The 21040-nt window shown below is 72.8% G+C and carries 17 protein-coding genes and 3 tRNA genes; 13 read left to right on the forward strand and 7 right to left on the reverse strand.

The window, feature by feature from the left end; translation table 11 throughout:
• Positions 1-399: 399 nt before the first annotated feature.
• From VF746_07660 to VF746_07690, 7 genes are all read left to right on the forward strand, one after another.
• Positions 400-1524: a hypothetical protein gene (locus VF746_07660; protein HEX8692278.1), complete on the forward strand. Its 1125-nt coding sequence runs from the start codon at positions 400-402 to the stop codon at positions 1522-1524.
• A 460-nt stretch (positions 1525-1984) separates the two neighbouring features.
• Positions 1985-4336 (forward strand): hypothetical protein, encoded by a 2352-nt coding sequence (locus tag VF746_07665; protein ID HEX8692279.1) that lies wholly within the window; start codon positions 1985-1987, stop codon positions 4334-4336.
• Between the two features lie 120 nt (positions 4337-4456).
• A complete protein-coding gene (gene pyrF, locus VF746_07670; GenBank protein ID HEX8692280.1) occupies positions 4457-5167 on the forward strand; it encodes an orotidine-5'-phosphate decarboxylase in 711 nt (236 codons plus the stop codon).
• Between the two features lie 163 nt (positions 5168-5330).
• Positions 5331-5774 carry a hypothetical protein gene (locus VF746_07675; GenBank protein HEX8692281.1) on the forward strand — a complete coding sequence of 148 codons (444 nt, stop codon included), beginning with the start codon at positions 5331-5333 and terminating at the stop codon, positions 5772-5774.
• 209 nt (positions 5775-5983) lie between these two features.
• Positions 5984-7072 (forward strand): mechanosensitive ion channel family protein, encoded by a 1089-nt coding sequence (locus VF746_07680; GenBank protein ID HEX8692282.1) that lies wholly within the window; start codon positions 5984-5986, stop codon positions 7070-7072.
• A 112-nt stretch (positions 7073-7184) separates the two neighbouring features.
• Entirely contained in the window at positions 7185-8636 is a 1452-nt protein-coding gene (gene cysS, locus VF746_07685; GenBank protein HEX8692283.1) for a cysteine--tRNA ligase, read from the forward strand.
• Positions 8637-8943: 307 nt separating this feature from the next.
• Positions 8944-9016, forward strand: a tRNA-Thr gene (locus VF746_07690).
• Positions 9017-9090: 74 nt separating this feature from the next.
• Here VF746_07690 and VF746_07695 read toward each other — a convergent pair.
• Both VF746_07695 and VF746_07700 read right to left on the reverse strand, forming a co-directional pair.
• Positions 9091-10050, reverse strand: coding sequence for a polyprenyl synthetase family protein (locus VF746_07695; protein ID HEX8692284.1), 960 nt, complete (start codon positions 10048-10050; stop codon positions 9091-9093).
• A 13-nt stretch (positions 10051-10063) separates the two neighbouring features.
• Positions 10064-10240, reverse strand: coding sequence for a hypothetical protein (locus VF746_07700; GenBank protein HEX8692285.1), 177 nt, complete (start codon positions 10238-10240; stop codon positions 10064-10066).
• 429 nt (positions 10241-10669) lie between these two features.
• Between VF746_07700 and VF746_07705 the strand changes: the two genes are divergently transcribed.
• A tRNA-Gly gene (locus VF746_07705) sits at positions 10670-10742 on the forward strand.
• A gap of 111 nt (positions 10743-10853) precedes the next feature.
• On the opposite strand, the gene VF746_07710 is transcribed toward VF746_07705, so the two are convergent.
• The 4 genes from VF746_07710 to VF746_07725 form a co-directional block, all read right to left on the reverse strand.
• Positions 10854-11126, reverse strand: coding sequence for a helix-turn-helix domain-containing protein (locus tag VF746_07710; protein ID HEX8692286.1), 273 nt, complete (start codon positions 11124-11126; stop codon positions 10854-10856).
• Positions 11123-11311, reverse strand: a complete 189-nt coding sequence (locus tag VF746_07715) for a hypothetical protein (GenBank protein HEX8692287.1) — start codon at positions 11309-11311, stop codon at positions 11123-11125. Before VF746_07715 ends, VF746_07710 begins: the two co-directional genes overlap by 4 nt.
• Before the next feature lie 604 nt (positions 11312-11915).
• Positions 11916-13601: a S8 family serine peptidase gene (locus tag VF746_07720; protein HEX8692288.1), complete on the reverse strand. Its 1686-nt coding sequence runs from the start codon at positions 13599-13601 to the stop codon at positions 11916-11918.
• A 413-nt stretch (positions 13602-14014) separates the two neighbouring features.
• Entirely contained in the window at positions 14015-15400 is a 1386-nt protein-coding gene (locus VF746_07725) for an amidohydrolase family protein (protein ID HEX8692289.1), read from the reverse strand.
• A 321-nt stretch (positions 15401-15721) separates the two neighbouring features.
• Here VF746_07725 and VF746_07730 point away from each other — a divergent pair, with 321 nt between their 5' ends.
• Positions 15722-16801 carry an SDR family oxidoreductase gene (locus tag VF746_07730; GenBank protein HEX8692290.1) on the forward strand — a complete coding sequence of 360 codons (1080 nt, stop codon included), beginning with the start codon at positions 15722-15724 and terminating at the stop codon, positions 16799-16801.
• Positions 16802-16827: 26 nt separating this feature from the next.
• A tRNA-OTHER gene (locus VF746_07735) sits at positions 16828-16899 on the forward strand.
• Positions 16900-16970: 71 nt separating this feature from the next.
• On the opposite strand, the gene VF746_07740 is transcribed toward VF746_07735, so the two are convergent.
• Positions 16971-18134: a serine hydrolase domain-containing protein gene (locus VF746_07740; protein ID HEX8692291.1), complete on the reverse strand. Its 1164-nt coding sequence runs from the start codon at positions 18132-18134 to the stop codon at positions 16971-16973.
• Between the two features lie 103 nt (positions 18135-18237).
• On the opposite strand from VF746_07740, the gene VF746_07745 reads away from it, so the two are divergent.
• From VF746_07745 to VF746_07755, 3 genes are all read left to right on the forward strand, one after another.
• Positions 18238-19131 carry a LysR family transcriptional regulator gene (locus VF746_07745; GenBank protein ID HEX8692292.1) on the forward strand — a complete coding sequence of 298 codons (894 nt, stop codon included), beginning with the start codon at positions 18238-18240 and terminating at the stop codon, positions 19129-19131.
• A 176-nt stretch (positions 19132-19307) separates the two neighbouring features.
• Complete coding sequence (locus tag VF746_07750; protein ID HEX8692293.1) at positions 19308-20492, forward strand: sensor histidine kinase; 1185 nt, start codon at positions 19308-19310, stop codon at positions 20490-20492.
• A gap of 151 nt (positions 20493-20643) precedes the next feature.
• The gene (locus tag VF746_07755; GenBank protein ID HEX8692294.1) at positions 20644-20952 is read left to right on the forward strand and encodes a hypothetical protein; all 309 of its coding nucleotides are present in this window, start codon (positions 20644-20646) and stop codon (positions 20950-20952) included.
• Positions 20953-21040 lie beyond the last annotated feature (88 nt).

Below are 21040 nucleotides of genomic sequence, written 5' to 3' on the forward strand. Positions count from 1 at the left end.
GAAGCCCACGCACAGCACCGGCTCGGCAGCAGCGCTCACCACTTTCGGGGTCGTCGCGGTTCTCATCGGCTCCTCCTGGTTGAGTGATGACCTCCAGGAGAGCTTAACCGCGGCGGCCCCGTCCTACATAGCATCTCACGCAGGGTTCGTCGCTCGAAGCGCTTTGGGGTTCCGTAGGGGCGAGCCTGCGAGTCCGAGCGAAGGTGGCCCGGCACACTGCCTCGCCTGTCACGCAGGGCTGCCCCCGCCGGTCGAGGCAGGCCTCGCCCTGCGAAGCCGATGCTGACGAGCCGTGCCGGCGTCCCCGCCTCGCCCGTGCGGCTGTGCCGCCGGGTGCGGGTGTCCGCGGTGGACGGCCGCCGTCCCTCCCATGTTCCCCCCTCGATTCTGACGACGACCATGAAAACTCCGTTCCGACGTCTCGCCGCGCGCGCCGCCGTGCTGGCCTTCGCGTGGACCGCCGAAGCCGCCGCGCAGCCGGCGCGGCCCCCCTGTGACCAGGCGGAGTTGCGCGCACACCTGGCCGCGACCCCGCCGCCCGCTTCCATCGCCGGGGGCCGCGTGTCGCTGGTGCCGCCCCCGGGGCTGACCGCGCTCCCCCCGGACGGGGTCTACGACCTGGTCCTTGCCGGCCCGGGGGGCACCGTCGTCATCGCCTGGTCCTCGGCCTGGGCGCCGGAGCCGGGCTCTCCGGGAGCCGCGGAGCTCCTCTCCCGGTACATCGAGCTGCGGTCGCCCGACATCGAGTGGCTGCGCCGCGACACGGTGCAGATCTCGGGGACGCGCTGGCTGCGCTTCCACTACACCCGCCGGATGGCCGGCGAGTACCAGCTGTACGAGCAGCACTACGCGACCGCGTTCCAGGGACGGGGCGTGCACGTGCGGATGACGACGGATGCGCGCGACGAGCAGCGCAGGGCGCAGCTCATGGCCAGCGGCGAGACCCTGCAGGCGCGTGATTGTTCGCTGCCGGATGATGCCGCGGCCCCCGCCCCGCCGGCGGCGCCCGGCGTGTGCGACCGCGGACGGATGCGCTCGTACCCGGACCCCGCGGACCCGCGCCGCGTGGAGACGTCCGGGGGAGCCGTCTCGCTGGTGGTGCCGGAAGGGATGCGCGCGCGCAGCATTCCCCGGCGGCCCAACGCGTCCACGTGGACCCCGCTGGCGTTCAGCGACGATTCGGGCACGTCCATCACGGTGATGACGGGGCCCGCGCTCGGGCCGGTGGAGTCGCTGGCGGATGCCATGGCCGCGAGCATGGGGCCCAACATCGGGGAGGTGATCCGGAAGGACGTGGTGGAGCAGGGCGGCACCCGCTGGGCGCGGCTGGAGTTCACGGGCCAGCTGGCGGGAAAGCCCGTTTACAACCTGCAGTACATGGCGTCCCTCGGCAACAAGGGGTTCGTCGTCGCCTTCCGCACCCGGGCCGACACCCCGGAAGCCCGGGCCAGGCTGGCGGAGAGCGCCGCGACCCTGGAAATGGAGGACTGCGTGCCCCCCGAGCGTACAGCCGGCGGATATTGAGGACGGACCCGCCGCGCGTCCGGTACGCGTCCGCGCCGCGCCCGCAGGGGCAGACGGCCGCGCGCACGACCCGAGGTCGAGATGCGCGTGCGGGTCGTGGGCCCGTCCGGCACCCGCCGCACCCTCACGCGCACCGTCGCGCTCTCGCGCCTCCCGCACCGAGCCGCGTAAAGTCCACCCTCTCCCGAAGTTGGGAGAGGGTTGCCGCTCTCAGGCGGCGGGTGAGGGCCCCGCGCCGGAGCCTGCCGACGCACGTGAAACCTCGCCCCGCCGTCGCGCGCAGCGCCGAGGTGTTTCCCTCTCCTGAAGTTCGGGAGAGGGCGGGGTGAGAGCTGTCCCAAATTGTGATCCGGCAGGCACTTCCGCGAGCCGCTCCCCCGAGCTACATTCACCGCTTACTTTTCCCCGCGTGCCCGCCCGACCGGCGCGGGCCGATCTTCCTTCCCCGCCGCGGCCCGTCGTGAGCGAGCAGCAGGACCGTCCCACCTTCCTCGAGGAGCTGAAGCGCCGCCGGGTGGTGCGCGTGGCCGTGGCGTACGCCGCGGCCGCGTTCGTCGTGCTGCAGGGCGCGCAGATCGTCTTCGAGGCGCTGGAGGTCCCCAACTCGTTCCTGCGCGTGCTGGTGGTGGCCGCGCTCGCGGGCTTCCCCGTCGCCCTCCTGCTGGGCTGGGTCTTCGACCTCACCACCGAGGGGCTGGTCCTCTCCCCCAGCGCCGGCCGTGGGGGCCGGCTGGTGGCGCGCTTCCGCCCCGCCATGCTCTTCGGCGGGGCGGCGCTGGCGCTCGCCGGCAGCCTGGCGTTCGCGGTGGCGCTGGGCGCGCCCCGCACCGCCCAGGCCGTGGTGGCGCCGGGGGCCGACCTCATCGCCGTGCTCCCGTTCAGCACCTCGGGCGGCCCCGAGGTGAAGGTGCTGGAGCAGGGGATGGTGGACCTCCTCTCGCGCAACCTGGGCGAGGTGGGGACGCTGCGCACCGTGGACCCGCGCCTGGTGCTCAGCCGCTGGCAGGAGCGCGCCCGCGGCCGCACCCCCTCGTTCGAAGACCAGCTGGCCGTGGCGCGCGAGACGGCGGCCGGCTCTTTCCTCACCGGGAGCGTGGTGCAGGCCGGCCCCTCGGTGCGCATCAGCGCCGACCTCTACGCCATCGACGGGCGGCGGCTGGCCTCGGTGCAGGCCGACGGACAGAGCCGCGACCTGCTGGCGCTGGTCGACACGGTGAGCCTAGCGCTGCTGCGCGAGGTGTGGCGCGGCAGCGAGCCCCTGCCGCGGCTCAACGTGGGCGCCATCACCAGCAGCGACCTGGGCGCCATCCGCGCCTTCCTGGAGGGCGAGCGCCACTACCGCGCCTCGGACTGGGACGCGGCGGTGGCGGCGTTCCGGCGCGCCGTGGCCGAGGACTCGCTCTTCGCGCTGGCGCACTACCGGCTCTCCGCCTCGGCCGGGTGGCTGGGCAACCGCGAGCTGGCCACGCGCCACTCGGGGGTGGCCATGCGCCTGGTGGACCGCCTCCCCGCGCGCGAGCAGACGCTGGTGCGCGCCGAGGCGCTCAGGAGCGCGGGCCAGGAGGCCGCCGCGGCCGACACCCTCTCCGCGCACGTGGAGCGCTACGCCGACGACCCCGAGGGGTGGTTCCTGCTGGCCGACGTCCTCTACCACCTGCGCGACGAGCGGGCCGGGCCCAGCGACGTCCCGCCCCAGCGCCAGCTCTCGCTCTTCGACCGCGTGCTGGAGCTGGACCCGGCGTACGTGCCCGCGCTCATCCACCCGCTGGAGGTGGCGTTCCGCGCGGCCGACACGGCGCTCGCGGCCCGGTACGTCGACATCGTCTCCCGCGCGCCCTCGGTCGACTCCTCGGCGGTGCGCGTGTACCGCGCGGGGCTCCAGGCGCTGCGCGCGCCGGGCGAGCGCCAGGCGCTGGCGCGCGGGATCGCCGAGGCGCTGGCCTCGCCCACCGGCTCGGCCAACCTGGGCTCGCAGGCGCGCCGGGCCGTCCTCGTCCCGCTGCTCCGCGACGCCGCGCTCCTCCCCCCCGCCGAGCGGCGCGCGCTCGCGGCCGGGGTGGAGGCCGAGGTGCGCCGGCGGACCCCCGCGCAGGCGGCCGAGGGGCCGCTCGCGCACCTGCTGCTGGCCGGCGGGCGCGCGGCGGAAGGGCGGCGCGGGCTGGAGGCCCACCTGGCCCGGCGTCCGTCGGACAAGGGGGAGATGCGGCGGCTCGCCGCCGTCGCCGTGCTGGCCGGGGTGGCGGACTCGTCGCTCGCGGCGGGCGACTCCGCGCTGGCGCTCACGGCCCTGGAGCGCGCGGCCGCCGAGGCGCTCGGGGCCGTCGACCGCGCCGACCTGCCGGCGCTGCGCCGCGCCGCCGCCCGCCTGAAGGCGCTCCCCGACTCGCCGGTCGTGCACGGGCGCGACACGCTGGTCGCCGTGGCCGAGGCGTTCGCGCGGGTGCTCTCGGGCGACGCGCGGGGCGGGCTGAACGCGGTGGAGGACGCGCTGGGGCAGGGCGGCTTCATTCCCGGCGGGGTGCTGGAGCCGTTCTGGTTCCGCTGGGTGGAGCGCCTGGGGATGGACGCCTCCACGCGCGGCCGCGCCCGCCGCATCCTGGAGCTGCGCTGGCCGGGCGACCCCGTGTACGACGTGCTGCGGCTGCACGCGCTCGGCCGGGTGCTGGAGGCCGAGGGCGACGCGGCCGGCGCGCGCGCGGCGTACGCCCGCTTCCTCCAGGCCGCCTCGGAGGCGGACCGCGCCTCTCCGCTGCAGGCGCGCGTCGCCCACGCCCGCGCCGCGCTCGGCAGGCTGGGCCAGGCTCCGCGATAACGTCAACGACAACCCCATGGTCTCACACAGAGAAACAGAGACACGGAGAAAACCCGTTGCTTCTGGTTGTTCTCCGTTTCTCTGTGTCTCTGTGTGAGATAAGTCTTTTCTGAATCCCGCATGAAGAGACCCGTGCCGATCGTCGCCCTGGACGTGCCCGACGCGTCCGCGGCGCTGGCGCTCGTGGAGCGGCTGGGGCCGCGCGCCGACTTCGTGAAGGTGGGGCTGCAGCTCTTCACGGCCGAGGGGCCGGGGGTGGTGCGCGCGCTGCGCGAGCGCGGCCGCCGCGTGTTCCTGGACGTCAAGCTGCACGACATCCCCAACACGGTCGCCCACGCGGTGCGCAGCGCGGCGGCGCTCGGCGTCGAGCTGCTGACCGTGCACGCCGCCGGCGGCGCCGCGATGCTGGGCGCGGCGCGCGAGGCGGCGGGCCCGCGCGGCGGCCCCGGCCCCCGGCTGCTGGGCGTGACGGTGCTCACCTCGCTCACCGAGGCGGAGCTGGCGGAGGCGTGGGGGCGCGAGGCGGTGGTCGCGGCCGACGAGGTGGCGCGGCTGGCGGGCCTTGCCGAGCGGTGCGGGATGGACGGCGTGGTGGCCTCGGTGCACGAGGTGCCGGTGGTGCGCGAGGCGGCGGGGGAGGGGTTCGTGGTGCTGACGCCCGGCATCCGCCTGGCCGGCGACGCCGCGGGCGACCAGGCACGCGTCGCCACGCCGGCCGAAGCGGCGCGGGCGGGGTCGGACTACGTCGTCCTCGGGCGCTCGGTGACCGCGGCGGCGGACCCGGCGGCGGCGCTCGCGCGGGCGCTGGAGGAGCTGGAAGCCGGGGGGTGAGCTCGAATGTCTCACCCGGAGTCGGCGGAGGGAACGGAGAACCCTTCTCGCTCTCCGTTGACTCCGTTTCCCCCGCGTGAGGCTTTTGATCTGTCGCCGCCGGGGGGAACGACTGGGGGCGGGGGGAGTACACTGCGGGACCCGTTCGACCCGAGGGATTGGAATGACTTCGCTCCGCGTCCTGGCGACGCTGCCGCTCCTCCTCTTCGCGCTCTGTACGCCGCTGGCGGCGCAGCGCACCGCCCCGCTCGAGAGCTTCGTGGCGGGCGTGGCGCGGCTGTGGGCCCAGGGCGACGCCGGCGCGCTGGTGGAGCTGGCGCCGGCCGACGGACGCATCGTCCTGGACCTGGGCACCGGCCCCGCCGAGGCGGTCGAGGCCCGCCACGCCGCGGCCGCGCTCCGCCGCCTCTTCGGCGAGCGCGAGAGCCTGTCCGTGCGCCCCGGCCAGGTCGAGATCGCCGGGGGGCAGCCCCCGAGCGGCTTCGGGGAGCTGACCTGGGTGTCGCGCCCGCGCGGCGTCACCGACCGCGAGACCTCCACCGTGTACGTCGGCACCGTCTGGGAGCGCGGCGGGTGGAAGGTCCGCGAGATCCGCCTCCTCCGTTAGGACGGGGGCGGATCGGGTCGGCGGACGCGGCGCGAGCGCGGGCGGGGCAGACACCCCGCCCGCGCTCTTTTCGTGGCGGACGGAGGGCGGCGGGTCGGAGCGGGGACGGCGATTCGGCTTGACACGGGCGAAGGGCGCGGCCTAGGATTGCGCTCCGGAGGGGCCGCGCCCATGGGCTCCCCGACCCCGCGGACCCCGGCCCCACGCCGATGCTCCAGGTCGACTCGCTCCTCGCCAGGACGCTCCAGGTAGACTCGCTCGTCGCGATCCGGGCGGACTCGCTGCTGGCCGCCGTCCAGGCCGCGGGCCAGCGCAGGCCCGAGTCGCTGCGCGACCTGCTGGACCTGCCGCTGCTGGTGGCCATCGGGCTCAAGGTCGCGGCCGCCGTGGCGGTCACCGTGCTCGCCTTCGGGGCGCTCAAGCTGGTGCTCCGGCGCATCGAGCGCTCGTTCGCCCGCCAGCCGGGGGCGGCGCTCACCGCGCAGGAGCAGCGCGCCCGCACCATGGTGGGGCTGTTCCGCAGCATCGGGCGGGTGGTGATCGGGATCATGTTCCTCTTCATGGTCCTGGGCGCGGTGGGGTTCGAGCTGGGGCCGCTCCTGGCCGGGGCGGGCGTGGTGGGCCTCGCCATCTCGTTCGGGTCGCAGTCGCTGGTGAAGGACGTGATCGCCGGGCTGTTCATCCTGATCGAGAACCAGTTCGCCGTGGGCGACGTGATCCGCATCGAGGGCGTCTCGGGGGCGGTGGAGGAGATGACGCTGCGCGTGGTGGTGCTGCGCGACGTGGAGGGGGTGGTGCACATCGTCCCCAACGGCCAGATCACCAAGGTGAGCAACCTCACCCGCACCTGGAGCCGCGTGGTGCTGGACGTGGGCGTGGCGTACCGGGAAGACCCCGACCGGGTGATGGCGGTGCTGCGCGAGGTGGGGCGCGGGCTGTGGGACGACCCCGAGTGGCGCCCCCTCCTGGTGGAGCCGGTGGAGGTCCCCGGCGTGGAGAGCTTCGGCGAGTCGGCGGTGAACGTGCGCGTGTGGGCCAAGACGCTCCCGCTCAAGCAGTGGGACGTGGCCCGCGAGCTCCGGCGCCGCATCAAGCTGCGCTTCGACGCGGAGGGGATCGAGATCCCCTTCCCGCACCAGACGGTGTACTGGCGCGAGGGGTCCGCGCCGCCCCGCGTCCCCGCGCTCTCCGGCGCGCGCGGCGACGCCGACCCCGACACGGACGCCGACGACGCAGACGGCGGCGACGCGGACTCTTCTTCCTCCGGCGGAGGCTTCGGGACCGATGGCGATGAATAGCAGGCGATGTAGGTCGGCCCTCCCCTGACGACCGACGCTCCCGGCGCCGGCGGCGCTTCGCCGCGCGCGGTCCGGGAATCGACTGCATTCGAACCGCGAAAGGACGCTTCCGATGGCGCTTCGCTTCTACAACACGCTCAGCCGCAGGGAAGAGGAGTTCGTCCCGCTCCGGGAGGGGGAGGTGGGGATGTACGTGTGCGGGCCCACGGTGTACGCGCCGCCGCACATCGGCAACATGCGCACCTTCTCGTTCTCCGACACGGTGCGGCGCTACCTGGAGTACCGGGGCTGGCGGGTGAAGTTCGTGATGAACCTCACCGACGTCGACGACAAGACGATCCGCGGCGCGCTGAAGGAGGGGGTCCCGCTCGGCGAGTACACCGCGCCCTTCGTCGACGACCTCTTCCGCGACTTCGAGCGGCTCGGCATCCGCCGCGCCGACGCGCACCCGCGCGCCACCGAGCACATCGCCGGGATGGTCGACATCATCCGCCGGCTGGAGGAGCGGGGGCTCGCGTACGTGGCGCGCGAGGAGGGCTCGGTCTACTTCGACATCAGCGAGTTCCCCGACTACGGGAAGCTGTCGAAGGTGGACGTCTCGGCCGGGCGGCGCGGCGAGCGCGTGGCGGCCGACGAGTACGACAAGGACGACGTGCGCGACTTCGTGCTCTGGAAGGCCGCCAAGCCCGAGGACGAGCGGGTGGGCGCGGTGTGGGACACGCCCTGGGGGCCGGGGCGCCCCGGGTGGCACATCGAGTGCTCGGCCATGAGCTTCGCCGAGCTGGGCGAGACCTTCGACATCCACGCGGGCGGGGTGGACCTGGTCTTCCCGCACCACGAGGACGAGATCGCCCAGAGCGAGGGGGCCACGGGCAAGCCGTTCGTGCGCTACTGGCTGCACGGCGAGTTCCTCCTGCTCGAGGGCGACAAGATGGCCAAGAGCACGGGGAACATCTTCAACCTGCAGGACCTGGTGGACCGCGGGGTGAAGCCGTCCTCGATCCGCTACCTGTTCCTGACGGCGCACTACCGCAGCAAGCTGAACTTCACCTTCGCGGGGCTGGAGAGCGCGGCCGAGGCGGTGCGGCGCGTGCGCGGCGCGCGGAACCGCCTGCGCGAGCACCCCGCGGCGCGCGACCCCGCGCCCGAAGACGAGCCGGCGCTGCACCCGCTGGTGGACGAGGTGCTGGCCGGCTTCCGCGAGGCGATGGACGCCGACCTCAACACCAGCGTGGCGCTCGCCGAGCTCTTCCGACTGGTGGACGGGGTGAACCAGCGGCTCCAGGCGCTGGGCCCGCGGCCGATCAGCGAGGCGGAGCGGCACGCGGCGCTCGACGCCTTCGAGCGGATCGACTCGGTGTTCGCCTTCCTCTCGCTGGCCGACGGCGAGGCGGCGGTGGACTCCGCGCTGGCCGGCTGGGTGGAGGAGCGGATCGCCGCGCGCCAGGCCGCCCGCAAGGCCAGGGACTTCGCCACCGCCGACGCCATCCGCGCCGAGCTGGCCGAGCGCGGCGTCACCGTGGAGGACACGCCGCAGGGGCCGCGGTGGGAGGTGACGGCGTAGGGGCGGTGCGAAGTGCGAAGTGCGAGGTGCGAAGTGCGGGGGCCGAGGCGTTGCGGGCGGGGTCCGGTGCCGTGCCGTCACCCGCAACGGCAAAGCCTCACGCAGAGTAAGCAGAGTCAGCAGAGGAACACCTCGTTCCCTGCTGACTCTGCTGCTCTGCGTGAGAAATCTGGATCTGACCGCCGCAAGGGCGTTGGCCGCGACGAGAAAAAGGGTGGAATCGGCGGCGGGAAAGTGGTATCTTTGCGGGTCGCTTTCGCCACGTCCGGCATCGCGGCGATGCCCGGCCGGAGCGCGGGACGCGGACGCTGACGTAGCTCAATTGGCAGAGCACCGCACTTGTAATGCGAAGGTTGGGGGTTCGATTCCCCCCGTCAGCTCTCTCCCCTTTCAAAGCGTTCGACAGCACGGCGCGCGGGTCTTTCGGACCGGCGCGCCGTGCCTCGTCGCGCCGCTACGCCCCGGCCGCCGCCAAGTCTCCGGCGGCGGCGCCCACCTCGGCCAGCAGCCCGGTGACGGGCGCGGCCAGGTGGTCGATCGTCTCCAGGAGGGGCGCGGGGTCGGCCAGCGGGAGCGAGAGGACCTGCCGGCGCGCCTCGCCGGCCGCCAGCAGCATGTGGTGCACGCAGAAGCTGAACGCGCCCGAGCGCACCAGGATCTCCCGGGCCTCGGCGTGCGCCCCCGGCTCGGCGATGCGGGCAGCCAGGGCGCGGAACCGCTCGCGCTCCGGGTGGTCGGCCTCCAGGGCGAAGCGCAGGGCGATGTTGTCGCCCGGGCGCTGCCAGTCGGGGTGGAGCCGGGCGTCCATCACGTCGCCCAGGTCGTCGCCCAGCTGCACCAGCACGCCCAGCGGCGTCCCCGCCTTGGCCAGCGCCGACCCCACCTCGGGCGCGGCGCCGCCCAGGAGCGCGCCCATGTAGAGCGCCGCCGCGAAGAGCGGGGGCGTCTTGCTCTCCACGTTCTTCCAGTACGCCTCTTCGTCCGCCGCCCCCGCCGCGTCCAGCTCCTGCCCGCGCGCCGTCTCGCGCCCCGCTATGGCGGCCGCGCGCATGAGCTCGGCGCGCACGGCCGCCGGCGCATCTTCCAGCACCTCGATGGCGAGCGACTGGAGCGCCAGGGCCAGGTTGGCCAGGAGCCCGGGGGTGAGGTCGACGACGAAGCGCTCCTCCTCGTCGATCAGGTCGTCGACCAGGTGGATGGCGGTGTGCAGGCAGAAGAGCGATGCCGCGGCCGGGTGGCCCCGCTCGCTCGCTCCGCCCGCGGCGCGGCAGGCCCGCAGCACCAGCTCCGACGGGCCCACCGGGTGGATCCTCGCCGCGAGCGCCGACACCATGCGCAGCGCCTCCCAGCCATCCCGTTCGGCATGGCGGAGCAGCGCCTGCTCCACGTACCGCCGCATGGCGTCGGTGCTCATCGTCGGCCTCCGCTCAGGTGCGAACGGCAGCCGGCACCCCCGGCTCCGGCCATTCGGCCCATTGGTACTGCTGCATGCCCGCCGCGAGGGTGGGGCGCTGGGCAAGGCTGCGGTAGGCACGGAGCAGGGCGTTCTCTTCGGCACGCCCCGCCAGGCGGGCGCGGAACTCCTGGATGGTGGTTCTGGACACGGGTCTATCTCCTGGGTGAGATTCGAGGTCGGATGCCGCGCCCGGGAGGTCGTGGCGGCGGCTGCGCGGACGGCGGGACGTTCTCGCCGTCCGCGGCCGGCGGCAGCGCACGCCCGGCGCCAGACAGGCGGGGCGAACGCAAGCGCTTGATGGACCTGGTGTTGACGTCGCTCGCGAAGTCTCGGGTCGCCGGACGGACCGGGACACGGCAGGAACATCCTGAGGCGCCGCCTCCCCAGCGCGAGGCAAGGAACCGGTTTTCGCCCGGTGGAATTCGCCGGAAGGAGCGCACCCGGGGGCGCCCCGCGTCGGGTGTCCGTAGCGAGCGGTGAGGCCTGGCGGGGAGGAACGGGCGGCGGAGCGCGGATTGTGCAGAATCCGCGAATGCGTTAGGTTTACCCGCCGTTTCGTGTGCTCACGCGCGCCTGAGCGGGAGTAGCTCAGTTGGTAGAGCATTAGCCTTCCAAGCTAAGGGTCGCGGGTTCGAGTCCCGTCTCCCGCTCCTGAATTATGAAAGCCCCGTCGCGATCCGTCGCGGCGGGGCTTCGGCGTACAGTTCTGCAATCCACGTAATCCACTTCGTCCGGAAACCCCGCCGGAGAGATTTACCGCGTTATTCTTTGCCGAATGCAGCGTTTAGAAGGGCGAATAGAGCGACGGCAACACCTGCGGTGACGAGAAGATTGGAAACCTCAGTACCAATTTGTTGCTTCGCCTTACTGGCCTGCCCAAACGAATGAAGCAATGCGCTCTGATGAGGCGTCGGCATCAACAATCCACGCTCCCACTTCGAGACAGTGAGCGGATGAACGCCGAGCAGTTGAGCGAGCTGTACCTGCGACAGCTCGAGTTGTGAGCGAACAGCAAAGACTTCAGCGGCGGTCATCCGTTCGAGGCGCTCGTAATCAGAAGAAACGCTCCGATCCCGACAGCCAGGATCCCATAGGGCGTCTCCTGCATCAGGTGCGCCAGCGTATGGCCCAACCCACGGTTGGGGTCGTACGCGTCGCGGTGCACCACGCGTCGGCCGTCCGCATACTCATGGACGTGGATGCGGCTGCCGTCCGCCATGGACAATCCCCAATCGCGGGCTTGGCCTGCCGGGTGCGCAATCTCGATCAACGTGAACCCTGCATCTGCGGGTGCTGGAAGCCAGCGGGGTGCCTGAATCTTCGACCCACTGGCGAGATGCTGCCAATACTGATGAATCCAACTCACCCAGGTTCGCTGCAACTGTTCCCTGTGCCAATCGCGCACGTGCCACATTACCATTCGATTCACTCCTGAGGAGGTTTGTACTTAGCCCAAGACTAAGCTGAACGCTAAGCTATGGCTTAGTATTCGTCAAGAGTGTTGCTTCGTCTGCCTTGAGCGCAAAGCCTTCCCAGCTCAGGGTCGCGGGTTCGAGTCCTGTTTCCCGCTCCTTCCCAAGCCGAAGCCCCGTCGCAAGTTGCGGCGGGGCTTCTGCTGACAGTGACAAAAAAGTCTAAGTCACAGTAACGGAAACAGTGACAACCCCGCTCCGATCACCGTTCGCGCCGCGGAGCGGAGATCGTGGTCACGCCGTCGAGACGGGCGAGGTACTCCCGAGGTCGCCGTCCGGTCGCCGCCTCGGCCGGCGCGGAGCCGGTTGATCGTCGGCGCGGGGATCCCGTTTCTGGTCAGCGGAGCGGTCTCACGGTTCCTGGCAGCCGTCGCAGAGCGACTGGACGGTCACCGAGCGCGTCGCCTCCACCGTCTTCCCTCCCGAGGCGACCGTGACCCGCAGTTCGAAGTCCTGGTCGTTGAACATCGTCAGCGACAGGGAGGGATCGGTGGTGGCGACCACCCAGACGTTGCTGCCGGCCATCCTGCGGTGCCACAGGTACGAGTACGACCCGGTCCCGCCCGAGGCGGACGCGCTCCAGGTGTACGTCTGGCCCGTGTAGGTGAACGCCGGCCCGGTCATGGTGACGGTCGGTCCGGCGGGGCGGGGGTCGGCCAGCTCGGGGCCCACCGCCTTCTCCACGTCGAGGATGCCGTAGCCGTAGTACGGGTCCCACCCCGCCGCCCCGGCCGGGCGCGCACTGGCGAGGAGCTGCTTCACCACGCGGTCGGCGCTCCACGCGGGGTTCTTCGCCTGGATCAGCGCTACGGCCCCGGTCACGTGCGGCGCGGCCATCGACGTGCCGCACATGATGCCGTACGCCCCCACGCCGATGGTGCTGTACGCCTCGAACGGAGCCGCGATGTCCACGTGCCCGCCGTAGTTGGACGAGGCCGCCCCGCCGCAGATCCCCTCGGCGAACGCCAGGTTCTGGCCCACGCCAGACACGGCCACCACGTTGGGGAGCGCCGCCGGGTAGGTCATCATGGGCGCCGAGCCCGCCGCCCGGTTCCCCGCCGAGGCCACCACGACGATCCCGCTCCCCCATGCCTGCGCCACCGCGTTCGCCATCGCGACGTCGTAGTACGGGGAGCCGAGGCTCAGGTTGATCACCTTCACGCCCAGGCCCATGCCCCAGTCGATGCCCGCCGCCACCTCGTCCGTCGGACAGTCGTCGCCGCAGGCGCCGTACGAGTAAAGCATCTGGCCGTTGATCCCCGGCCCCACGCCCACCACGCCTTCCTTGTTGTCGCGGGCGGAGATGATCCCCATCACGTGCGTGCCGTGCCACGGTGCTGCGTCGTCGCAGCCGCCGTACGCGCCCGCGCAGTGGGCGATGGGGAGGGAGCGCAGGTCGGGATGCCCCGCCTGGTAGCCGCCGTCGACGATGAGCACGGGAACGCCCACGCCGGTGGTGGTGAGCCAGGCCTGCGGCGCGCGCACGGCCGAGATGCCCCACGGCGTCGTCTGCGCGTGCAGCGAGGCGTACTGCCGCGGCTCCACGTAGTCCACCCGCGGGTCGTCCGCCAGCGCCGCCGCGGCCCGCGGCGTGAGGCGCACCCGCGCGGCGCCGATGTGCTCCAGCAGCTCCACCACCTCCACCCCCTGCCGGCGCAGCAGCTCCAGCCCCGCCGACACCGCCCGCGCCGACACCGCCGCCCGCACGCCCGTCCGCAGCGCCCGGGCGCTCCGGCGCTCCTTGAACGCCACGACCGCGTGCACGCGTCCCGCCCCCTCGCCTGCGCCCACCACGTGGGCCCGGGAGACGCGTGCCGCCAGCGTCCGCTCCAGCTCTGCGGGGCTGCGGTCCCAGGGGCGCGGGGCCTCCGGGAGCTGGATGCTCACCGCCGGCACGTCGCGCGGCACTCCACCCAGCACGGTTTCCTGGGCCGCATCCTCTCCCTGCACCTGCGGCGGCACCACTACCTGGTCCGCGCATGCGGCCAGCAGCGATGCGGAAAACGCCAGCGCGAGGGTACGAACGGTCCGTTTCATCGGGTCCTCCCGGTCTGAAGGAATGGAGGAGATCGGAATCAGTCGCTCCAGATGTTTGCGGGTTCCGAATGTATAGTCGGATAATGACAGGAGGAAGGATGAGAACGTGTCCAGTTCGGAGACTGCAGGATACGGAACGTCCAGAAGGCGTGGCGGTACTCCCGCGCGCCGGGCCGGTGTGCGTGGGAGCCTCCCGAACGGTTCCCACCCTCTACAGGATTGGATCACGCAGAGCAGCAGAGTCAGCAGAGGACCAGGTGTTCTCTGCTGACTCTGCGTGAGATATTGCCGTTCCCAATCCTGGGCGGGGCCCGGCAACTCGTCTCCCGATCGTTCGGTAAGCGAAAGCCCCGTCGCCTCCCAGGCGGCGGGGCTTCTGCCGTCGGTGCTCCCGGCCCCGCCTGCCGGGGGGCTCAGGGGAGGTAGGGCATGCGGTTGTCCGCGATGGCGCGGAACTCGGCGTCGGTCAGCGGGATCATCCCCCGGAACGCTCCCCACTCCTGCCGGGGCGAGGAGGCCGGGTCGAGGTCGGACCCGAAGAGGATGCGCTCGGTTCCGATCTGCCGGATCCGCCGCGCGACGAGCCGGGCCGACTCGGCGGAGATCGTCGGCGTCACGTTGGTCGCGAGGTCGAAGTAGAGGTTGCGCGTCCGCGGATCGCCGGCCGCGATCGCCTCGGCGAGCGGCGCCAGCGCCTCGTCGGGCCCGTAGCCGGGGCCGGTTCCCGCGAGGTGCGCGACCTGGACGGGGACGTCCGGGGCCTCGGGGAGGACCTGGCCGAGGAAGATCAGCGAGTGCTCCCGGCCATAGGACGGGTCGGGGGTGCGCAGGTGGATCGTGACCGGCAGGCGAAGCCGGTTCGCGGCGCGGAACACGCGCCGCAGCTGCTCGACGTGCGCCGGGTTCCGCACGTCGACCCCCGAGTTCCCGAGATGGAGCTTGAGCCCGCGCAGGTGGAGCGTGCCCGCGCAGCGCTCGAGCTCCGCGACCGCGTACTCCCGGATGGGGCTGAACGCGCAGAACCCGACGAGCCGGGCCGGGTAGCGCGCCACCTGCTCCGCGGTCCAGTCGTTCTCGGCGCGGACCCGGGCGTACTCGTCCGCGCCCGGAGGGGCCGCGGGGCTCGCGAATGCGTACGCGCCGGAGAGCACCACCGCCTGGGCGATCCCGGCGTCGTCCAGCTTCGCGATGAGCTGGTCGGCGGTGACCGGCGCGGTGATGGCGGGCGGCTTGAGGCTCCCGCTCTCGGCGGCGATGCGCCAGGCGCCGTCCGCCTCCCGGCGCAGCACGTAGAGGACATTGGCCACGTTGCGGGCGGAGGGTCCCTCGCCCCGGAACACGTTGGCGGCGATCCAGGCCGACGACCCGTCGATCCCGAAGCCGTTCGGGACCAGCCGGGAGCCCGGCCGGACGCGTGATATGAGGTCGCGGACGGCGCCCTGCCCACGGATCCAGCTGGCCTCCCACGGGCTCAGCAGCACCACCTGGGCGTCTTCCGTGTAGACCTCCCCCGCGCCGGCGGTCCCGGCCACGCGCTCCCGGGCCCGGAGCACCCGGGCGAGCTCCTCCGGAAGCTCGACCGCCGGGAGGACGGGATCGCCCCAGAGCTCGACCAGGGCGGGGCTCATCAGGTGCTGGTGATAGTCCGCCAGGGGAGCGACCACCGCATCCGCGGGGCCGGCCCGGGGGGCCGCCGCCGCGCCGGCCGGGCGCTCCATCCCGGCACCGCGCCGCGAGCCGGCGGCGCCGCACCCGCCCAGCGCGAATACCACGGCGCAGCGCACGGCGCGCCTGGCCACGCGGCGGGGGTTCGGCCGAGCCACGAGGAGATTCGCCCGGGGCGAACGGATCCCGGGCCGGCGCTCGGTTCGCCGTGTGCTGTCCGGCGGGCTGCTCTTCATGGAGTCCACCACGCGAAAGAGACCCGGCGGAGGGTGTTCCCGTGAGCGGGTCGTCCCCGTCCATGGAACAGTAAGCAGGAGAACGGTTCCGAAACAGGCACAAAAACCCGCAATTTCGATCAGTACAGTTTGTCCCCCGCCCCTCTTTCCTGCCCGGAACGCGCTTTGCGCCGAGCCACGAAAGCGTCGGCGGTGATTCCCAGAGGTTGGAGGAAGGCGATGCCCAGGCCGATCGGCGAGCAGGTGATGGTGGTGGCGGGCGCTTCCAGCGGCGTCGGGCTGGCGACGGCGCGCGAGGCGGCGCGGCGTGGCGCGCGGGTGGTGCTCGCGGCGCGCAATACGCTCGACCTGGCGGCGGCGGCGGAAGCGATCCGCCGCGACGGCGGGCAGGCCGTGGCGGTCCCGGCCGACGTGGCCGACTACGCGCAGGTGGAGGCCCTCGCGGCCCGCGCGGTGGAGGCGTTCGGACGCATCGACACCTGGGTGACCACGGCGGCCGTGAGCGCCTATGCCCCCTTCCGTGAGCAGCCGCTGGAGGACTTCCGCCGGGTGCTGGAGGTCGACTTCATGGGGCAGGTCCACTGCGCCCGGGCGGCGCTTCCGCACCTGGAGCAGACCGGCGGCGCGCTGATCTGCATCGGGAGCGTGCTCTCCGACCGCGGGGTGCCGCTCCAGGGCGCCTACTGCGCCGCGAAGCACGCGCTCAAGGGGTGGCTGGACTCGCTGCGCATGGAGCTGCGCCACGCCGGCTCCGCCGTGCGGGTGACGCTGGTGAAGCCGTCCGCCATGGACACGCCGCTCTTCGAGAAGGCGAAGACGCAGATGGGCGTGGCGCCGCAGCCGATTCCACCCGTCTACCAGCCCGAGCTGGCGGTGGAGGCGATCCTGCGCGCGGCGGAGGGAAACGAGCGCGACGCGTTCGTCGGCGGCGCGGGGAAGCTGCTGTCCGTGGCGGAGCGGGTCAGCCCACGGCTGGTGGACCTGCTGCAGCTCAGGAAGGGATTCCTCAGCCAGCGGGGCGACCGGCCCAGGAGCGCGGACGCTCCCAACAACCTGTACGCGCCGGTGGAGTACGACGGCGGGGTGCGCGGCCTCTTCGGGGCGCAGGCCAGGCGCTGGAGTCCGTACCAGGCGCTCGAGGCCCATGCAGCGACGGCGGCACTGCTGGGGGCGGGAGCGCTGGCCGTGGCCGCGCTGGCGGGGCGCGGCGCCACGGGGCGCCGCCTGCGCCCGCTGCTGTCGACCGGCGCCGCGCTGCTGGCGGGGAAGAGCCTGCTTGTGCGCGCCGCGCGGGGATGACGGGCACCGGAGCGAGCCCGCGGGCGGCGGGAGTAGCTCGGCTGGTAGAGCGTTAGCCTCCAGGCGAAGGGTCGCGGGTTCGAGTCCCGTCTCCCGCTCCTGCGTAAGCCGGAGCCCCGCCGCGTTTGCGGCGGGGCCTCGGCTTTGGCGATAGGGAATCCACCGTCCTTTACCAGAGCGCGTCGGCGATCGCCCGCGCGATGGCGTCGGCCTGGCCGAGGCGGTCCGCCCCCTGCTTACCGTTGCTCAGCACGATCACGGTGAGCCGCCGCCGGGGAAAGCGGTTCACGATGGAGCTGAACCCGGCGATCGCCCCGCCGTGGGTGACGAGCGGCTCGCCCCCGTAGCTGCTCAGGAACCAGCCCAGGCCGTAGCCCGACCCGGGCGCCTCGCCGAACTCGAACCGCGCCTCTTCGCCCGACGCCAGCCGCGCGGGCGCGAGCATCGCCCGCCAGCTCTCCGGCGCGAGCAGCCGCTTCCGCTCCAGCGCCGCCGCCCAGGCGGCGAGGTCCAGCACGCTCGCCTCGATCCCGCTGTTCCCCCACCCGCTGAAGACGTGCGGCGCCCGCTCCAGCCGTCCCTCCACGCGGTCGTAGCCCACGGCGTGCCGGGCGTCGCCGGTCGCGGCGACGCGGTAGCCGGCGCTCTGCATCCCGAGCGGGCGGAAGATCCGCCGGCCGAAGAAGGCCCCCAGGTCCTCGCCGCTCGCGCTCTCCACGATGCCGGCCAGCAGCGTGTATCCCGCGTTGGCGTACTGCCAGCGGGCGCCCGGAGCGAACGAGACGGGCTGCTCGTCCAGGCGGCGGCGAAACTCCTCCGGCGTGATCTCGTCGACGTTGGCGCGGCGCACGTCCGGGTAGACGCCGCTGGTGTGCGTGAGCAGCTGCCGGGGCGTGATCGCCGCGTACTTGGCGGGGAGCCACGGCAGGTACCGCGCGGCGGGTGCGTCGAGGTCCACCTTCCCCTCCTCGGCCAGCATCAGGACCGCGGTGGCCGTGAACGGCTTGGTGGTGGACGCGAGTTGGAAGATCGTCTCGGGGGTGACGGGGACGTTCCGCTCCCGGTCCGCCAGCCCGTAGCCGCGGACGAAGACGAGCGTGTCGCCGCGCAGGACCGCGACGGCAGCCCCGGGAACGTCGCGCTGCCGCAGGGTGGCGCGCACCACCGTGTCCAGCCGCTCCAGCCCCGCATCGAGCCGCCGCGGGAAGGGCGCCTGCGCCGATTCCGCGGATTGGGTTGCGGCCGGGCCGCACGCGGCGGCGCCCAGACACACCAGCGACGCGGCCGCGGCCCACTGCGCGGTGGATCGATGGAAGCCTGTCCCGATCGTCATGGGTCTCCTTGGGATCTCGTCCGGGAGCCGTACCGGCAATCTAGACACGGGGCACCGTGTAAGTCCAATATCATGAAGCCACGATTTCCAGTAATTTCCGGATATGGATCGGCGAATCGACCTGGCTCTCCTCCGGCAGTTCGCGGCCGTGGCGGACGAGCTCCACTTCGGCCGCGCCGCCGCCCGGCTCGGGATCGCCCAGCCGCCGCTGAGCCAGCGCATCCGCCGCCTGGAGGAGCTGCTCGGCTTTCCCGTCTTCGCGCGCACGAGCCGCCGCGTGGAGCTCACGCCGGCGGGCGCGCACCTGCACGCGGCGGTGACGCGGATCCTGGCGGAGCTGGACCGGGAGGTCGACTCGGCCGCGGCGGTCGCGCGAGGAGAGCTCGGCTCGCTCTCGGTCGGCTACGTCATACTCGGGGCGCTTCCCCTGCTCCCGCGGCTCGTGCGCCGCTTCCGGGCCGCGCGGCCCGGCGTGAGGCTGCACCTGCGGGAGATGTCCAGCGCGCCGCTGGCGCAGGCGCTGCGCGAGGGCTCCGTCGACGTCGGGCTGCTCTCGGAGTCGGACACCGGGCCGGAGCTGCGCTGCTGGCGCAGCTGGAGCCAGCGGCTGGTGGCCCTGCTCGCCTCCACGCACCCGCGCGCCGCAGAGCGCTCCCTGGCGCTGACCGACCTGGCGCGCGAGCCGTTCGTCACCTTCCCGCGGGCGCAGGCGCCCGAGCTGTACGACCGGATCGCCGCCGCCTGCCACGCCGCGGGGTTCGCGCCCCGGGTGGCGCAGGAGGCGCAGTCGTGGCACATGATCGCGGAGCTGGTCGGCGCCGGGGTAGGGGTGGCGATCGTGCCCGTGAGCGTAAGCCGCTTTCGCGTCGCCGGGGTTCGAATCGTGCGCCTGCGGCCGCCGCTCGTGGCTGCCCGGGTCTCGCTGTGCACACGGGATGCGGAGCTGCCGCCGGCGGTCCGGGCGTTCGTCGACCTGGCGCGGGAGAAGGCCGGATGAGGCGGGCGCGGCCTGCCAGGGCTGCCCGTCACGGAGCCGTGCCGTGCCGGGCGCAGGTTTCGCCTCCACCGGCTGCGGGGGCGCAATTCCCGCCCAGACTCTCGCGGGGCCAAGGCTGATCCGGAGCGTCCCCCCTCCGGCGGCGAACGACGGTTCGGTCGGCTGTGGCCGCGAAAATGCTGCGCAGCCAGCCGTTCGGGTATCTGCAGCGAACCGGAGGCGTGGTGCGATTAGCCGATTTCATCGTGGCGAACCGCGAGCCGATCCTGGCGGAGTGGGAGGCGTTCGCGCGGACGTGCGCACCGGCCGGCGGCGCGATGGACATCGTGGCGCTGCGCGATCATGCCAGCGAGATGCTCACGGCGATCGCCGCGGACCTCGAGACCCCGCAGACGCGCGACGAGCAGTCCGAGAAAGCGAAGGGGAATGCACCGGACGACGCTGCCGGTGCGGCGACGGCGGCCGAGGAACACGGGGCCGGCCGGGCTGAAAGCGGTTTCAGCGTCGAGCAGATGGTCGCCGAGTACCGCGCCCTCAGGGCCAGCGTGATCCGGCTCTGGACGGAAGCGCAGCGAGAGGTCGCACCCACCGACCTCGCCGACCTGACGCGGTTCAACGAGGCCGTCGACCAATCGCTGGCCGAGTCGATTTCGCGGTATACGCAGGACCTGGATCATTCGAAGGAGATGTTCCTCGCGATCCTGGGGCACGACCTGCGCACGCCGCTGGGGGCGATCCTCACGTCGGCGAGGTTCATGCTCGAGACGCAGGAGCTGAAAGAGCCCCACCTGACGCTCACGTCCCGCATCGTCAGCAGCTCCACCCGCATGAACCACATGGTCGGCGACCTCCTGGACTTCACCCGGAGCCGTCTCGGGGGGGGCATCCCGATCGTGCGTGCCGACACGAGCATGGGAAAGGTCGTGCACGACGTCGTCGACGAGATCGCGGCGGCCCATCCGCTGCGGACGCTCCGGGTCGAGGCGCGCGGCGAGCAGCGGGGTGAGTGGGACGCGGCGCGGATCACCCAGGCCCTGACCAACCTGGTCGGCAACGCGCTGGAGCATGGCTCGGATGGGACGATCGTCTCGGTCGACGTCGGTGGAGACGAAGAGGAAGTCACGATCGCGATCCACAACCGCGGCCCCGCGATCCCGGCCGACCGGCTGGACGGGATCTTCAACGCGATGAAGGCCAGGGAGACGACGGGGAACACCGCGGCCAGCGGACCGTCCGGGAACCTCGGCCTGGGACTCTACATCGCCGAGCGGATCGTGAACGCGCACAACGGGAGGATCGAGGTGGAATCTTCGGAAGAGCGCGGCACCACCTTCACGGTTCGTCTGCCGCGCCGCCCCTGAGGGGGGTACGGCTCTCCCGCGCGTCCCCTCCCCACGCCCGGCGCGCTCCCTCGCGAAGGAGAGGACGGCGTGCCCGGGGAGTGCCGGAGGTACTTCCACGCGCAGCCGCCGGAACCTGCGTCGTCCGCGCGACCCGTTCCCGGGAGGAAGCATGGAGGAACCGCCGTCCTTCACCGGAGCGATCCGCACGCTCGCGAGCGGGCTGCGCGAGGATGCCCACTCGCATACCCACCTGAACCGCGCCGCGGCCCGGATCGATCACCTGGGCCGGCGACTGCACGGGCTCGGCCTGCTTCGCGACCGCGAGATCGCCGACTGCTTCACCGCGGCGCTCCGCGAGCTGGAGGCCTGTCACGGGATTCCGGAGGAGGAGCGCGGGGAGGCGGTGCGGCGAGCCGCCTGCCGCTTGGACGCCGCGGCGGCTCTTGCCCGGGAGGGAGTTCCGACGAGCGCGCCCTGAGTGCGGGCGTCGCACCGGGAAGCTTCCCGCCCGGCGGACGCGGGCAGCCTGCACGATCCTGGCGGTGAAGCGGCGCGGCGGCCGCGAT

The sequence above is a fragment of the Longimicrobium sp. genome (assembly GCA_036389795.1).
Classification (GTDB): domain Bacteria; phylum Gemmatimonadota; class Gemmatimonadetes; order Longimicrobiales; family Longimicrobiaceae; genus Longimicrobium.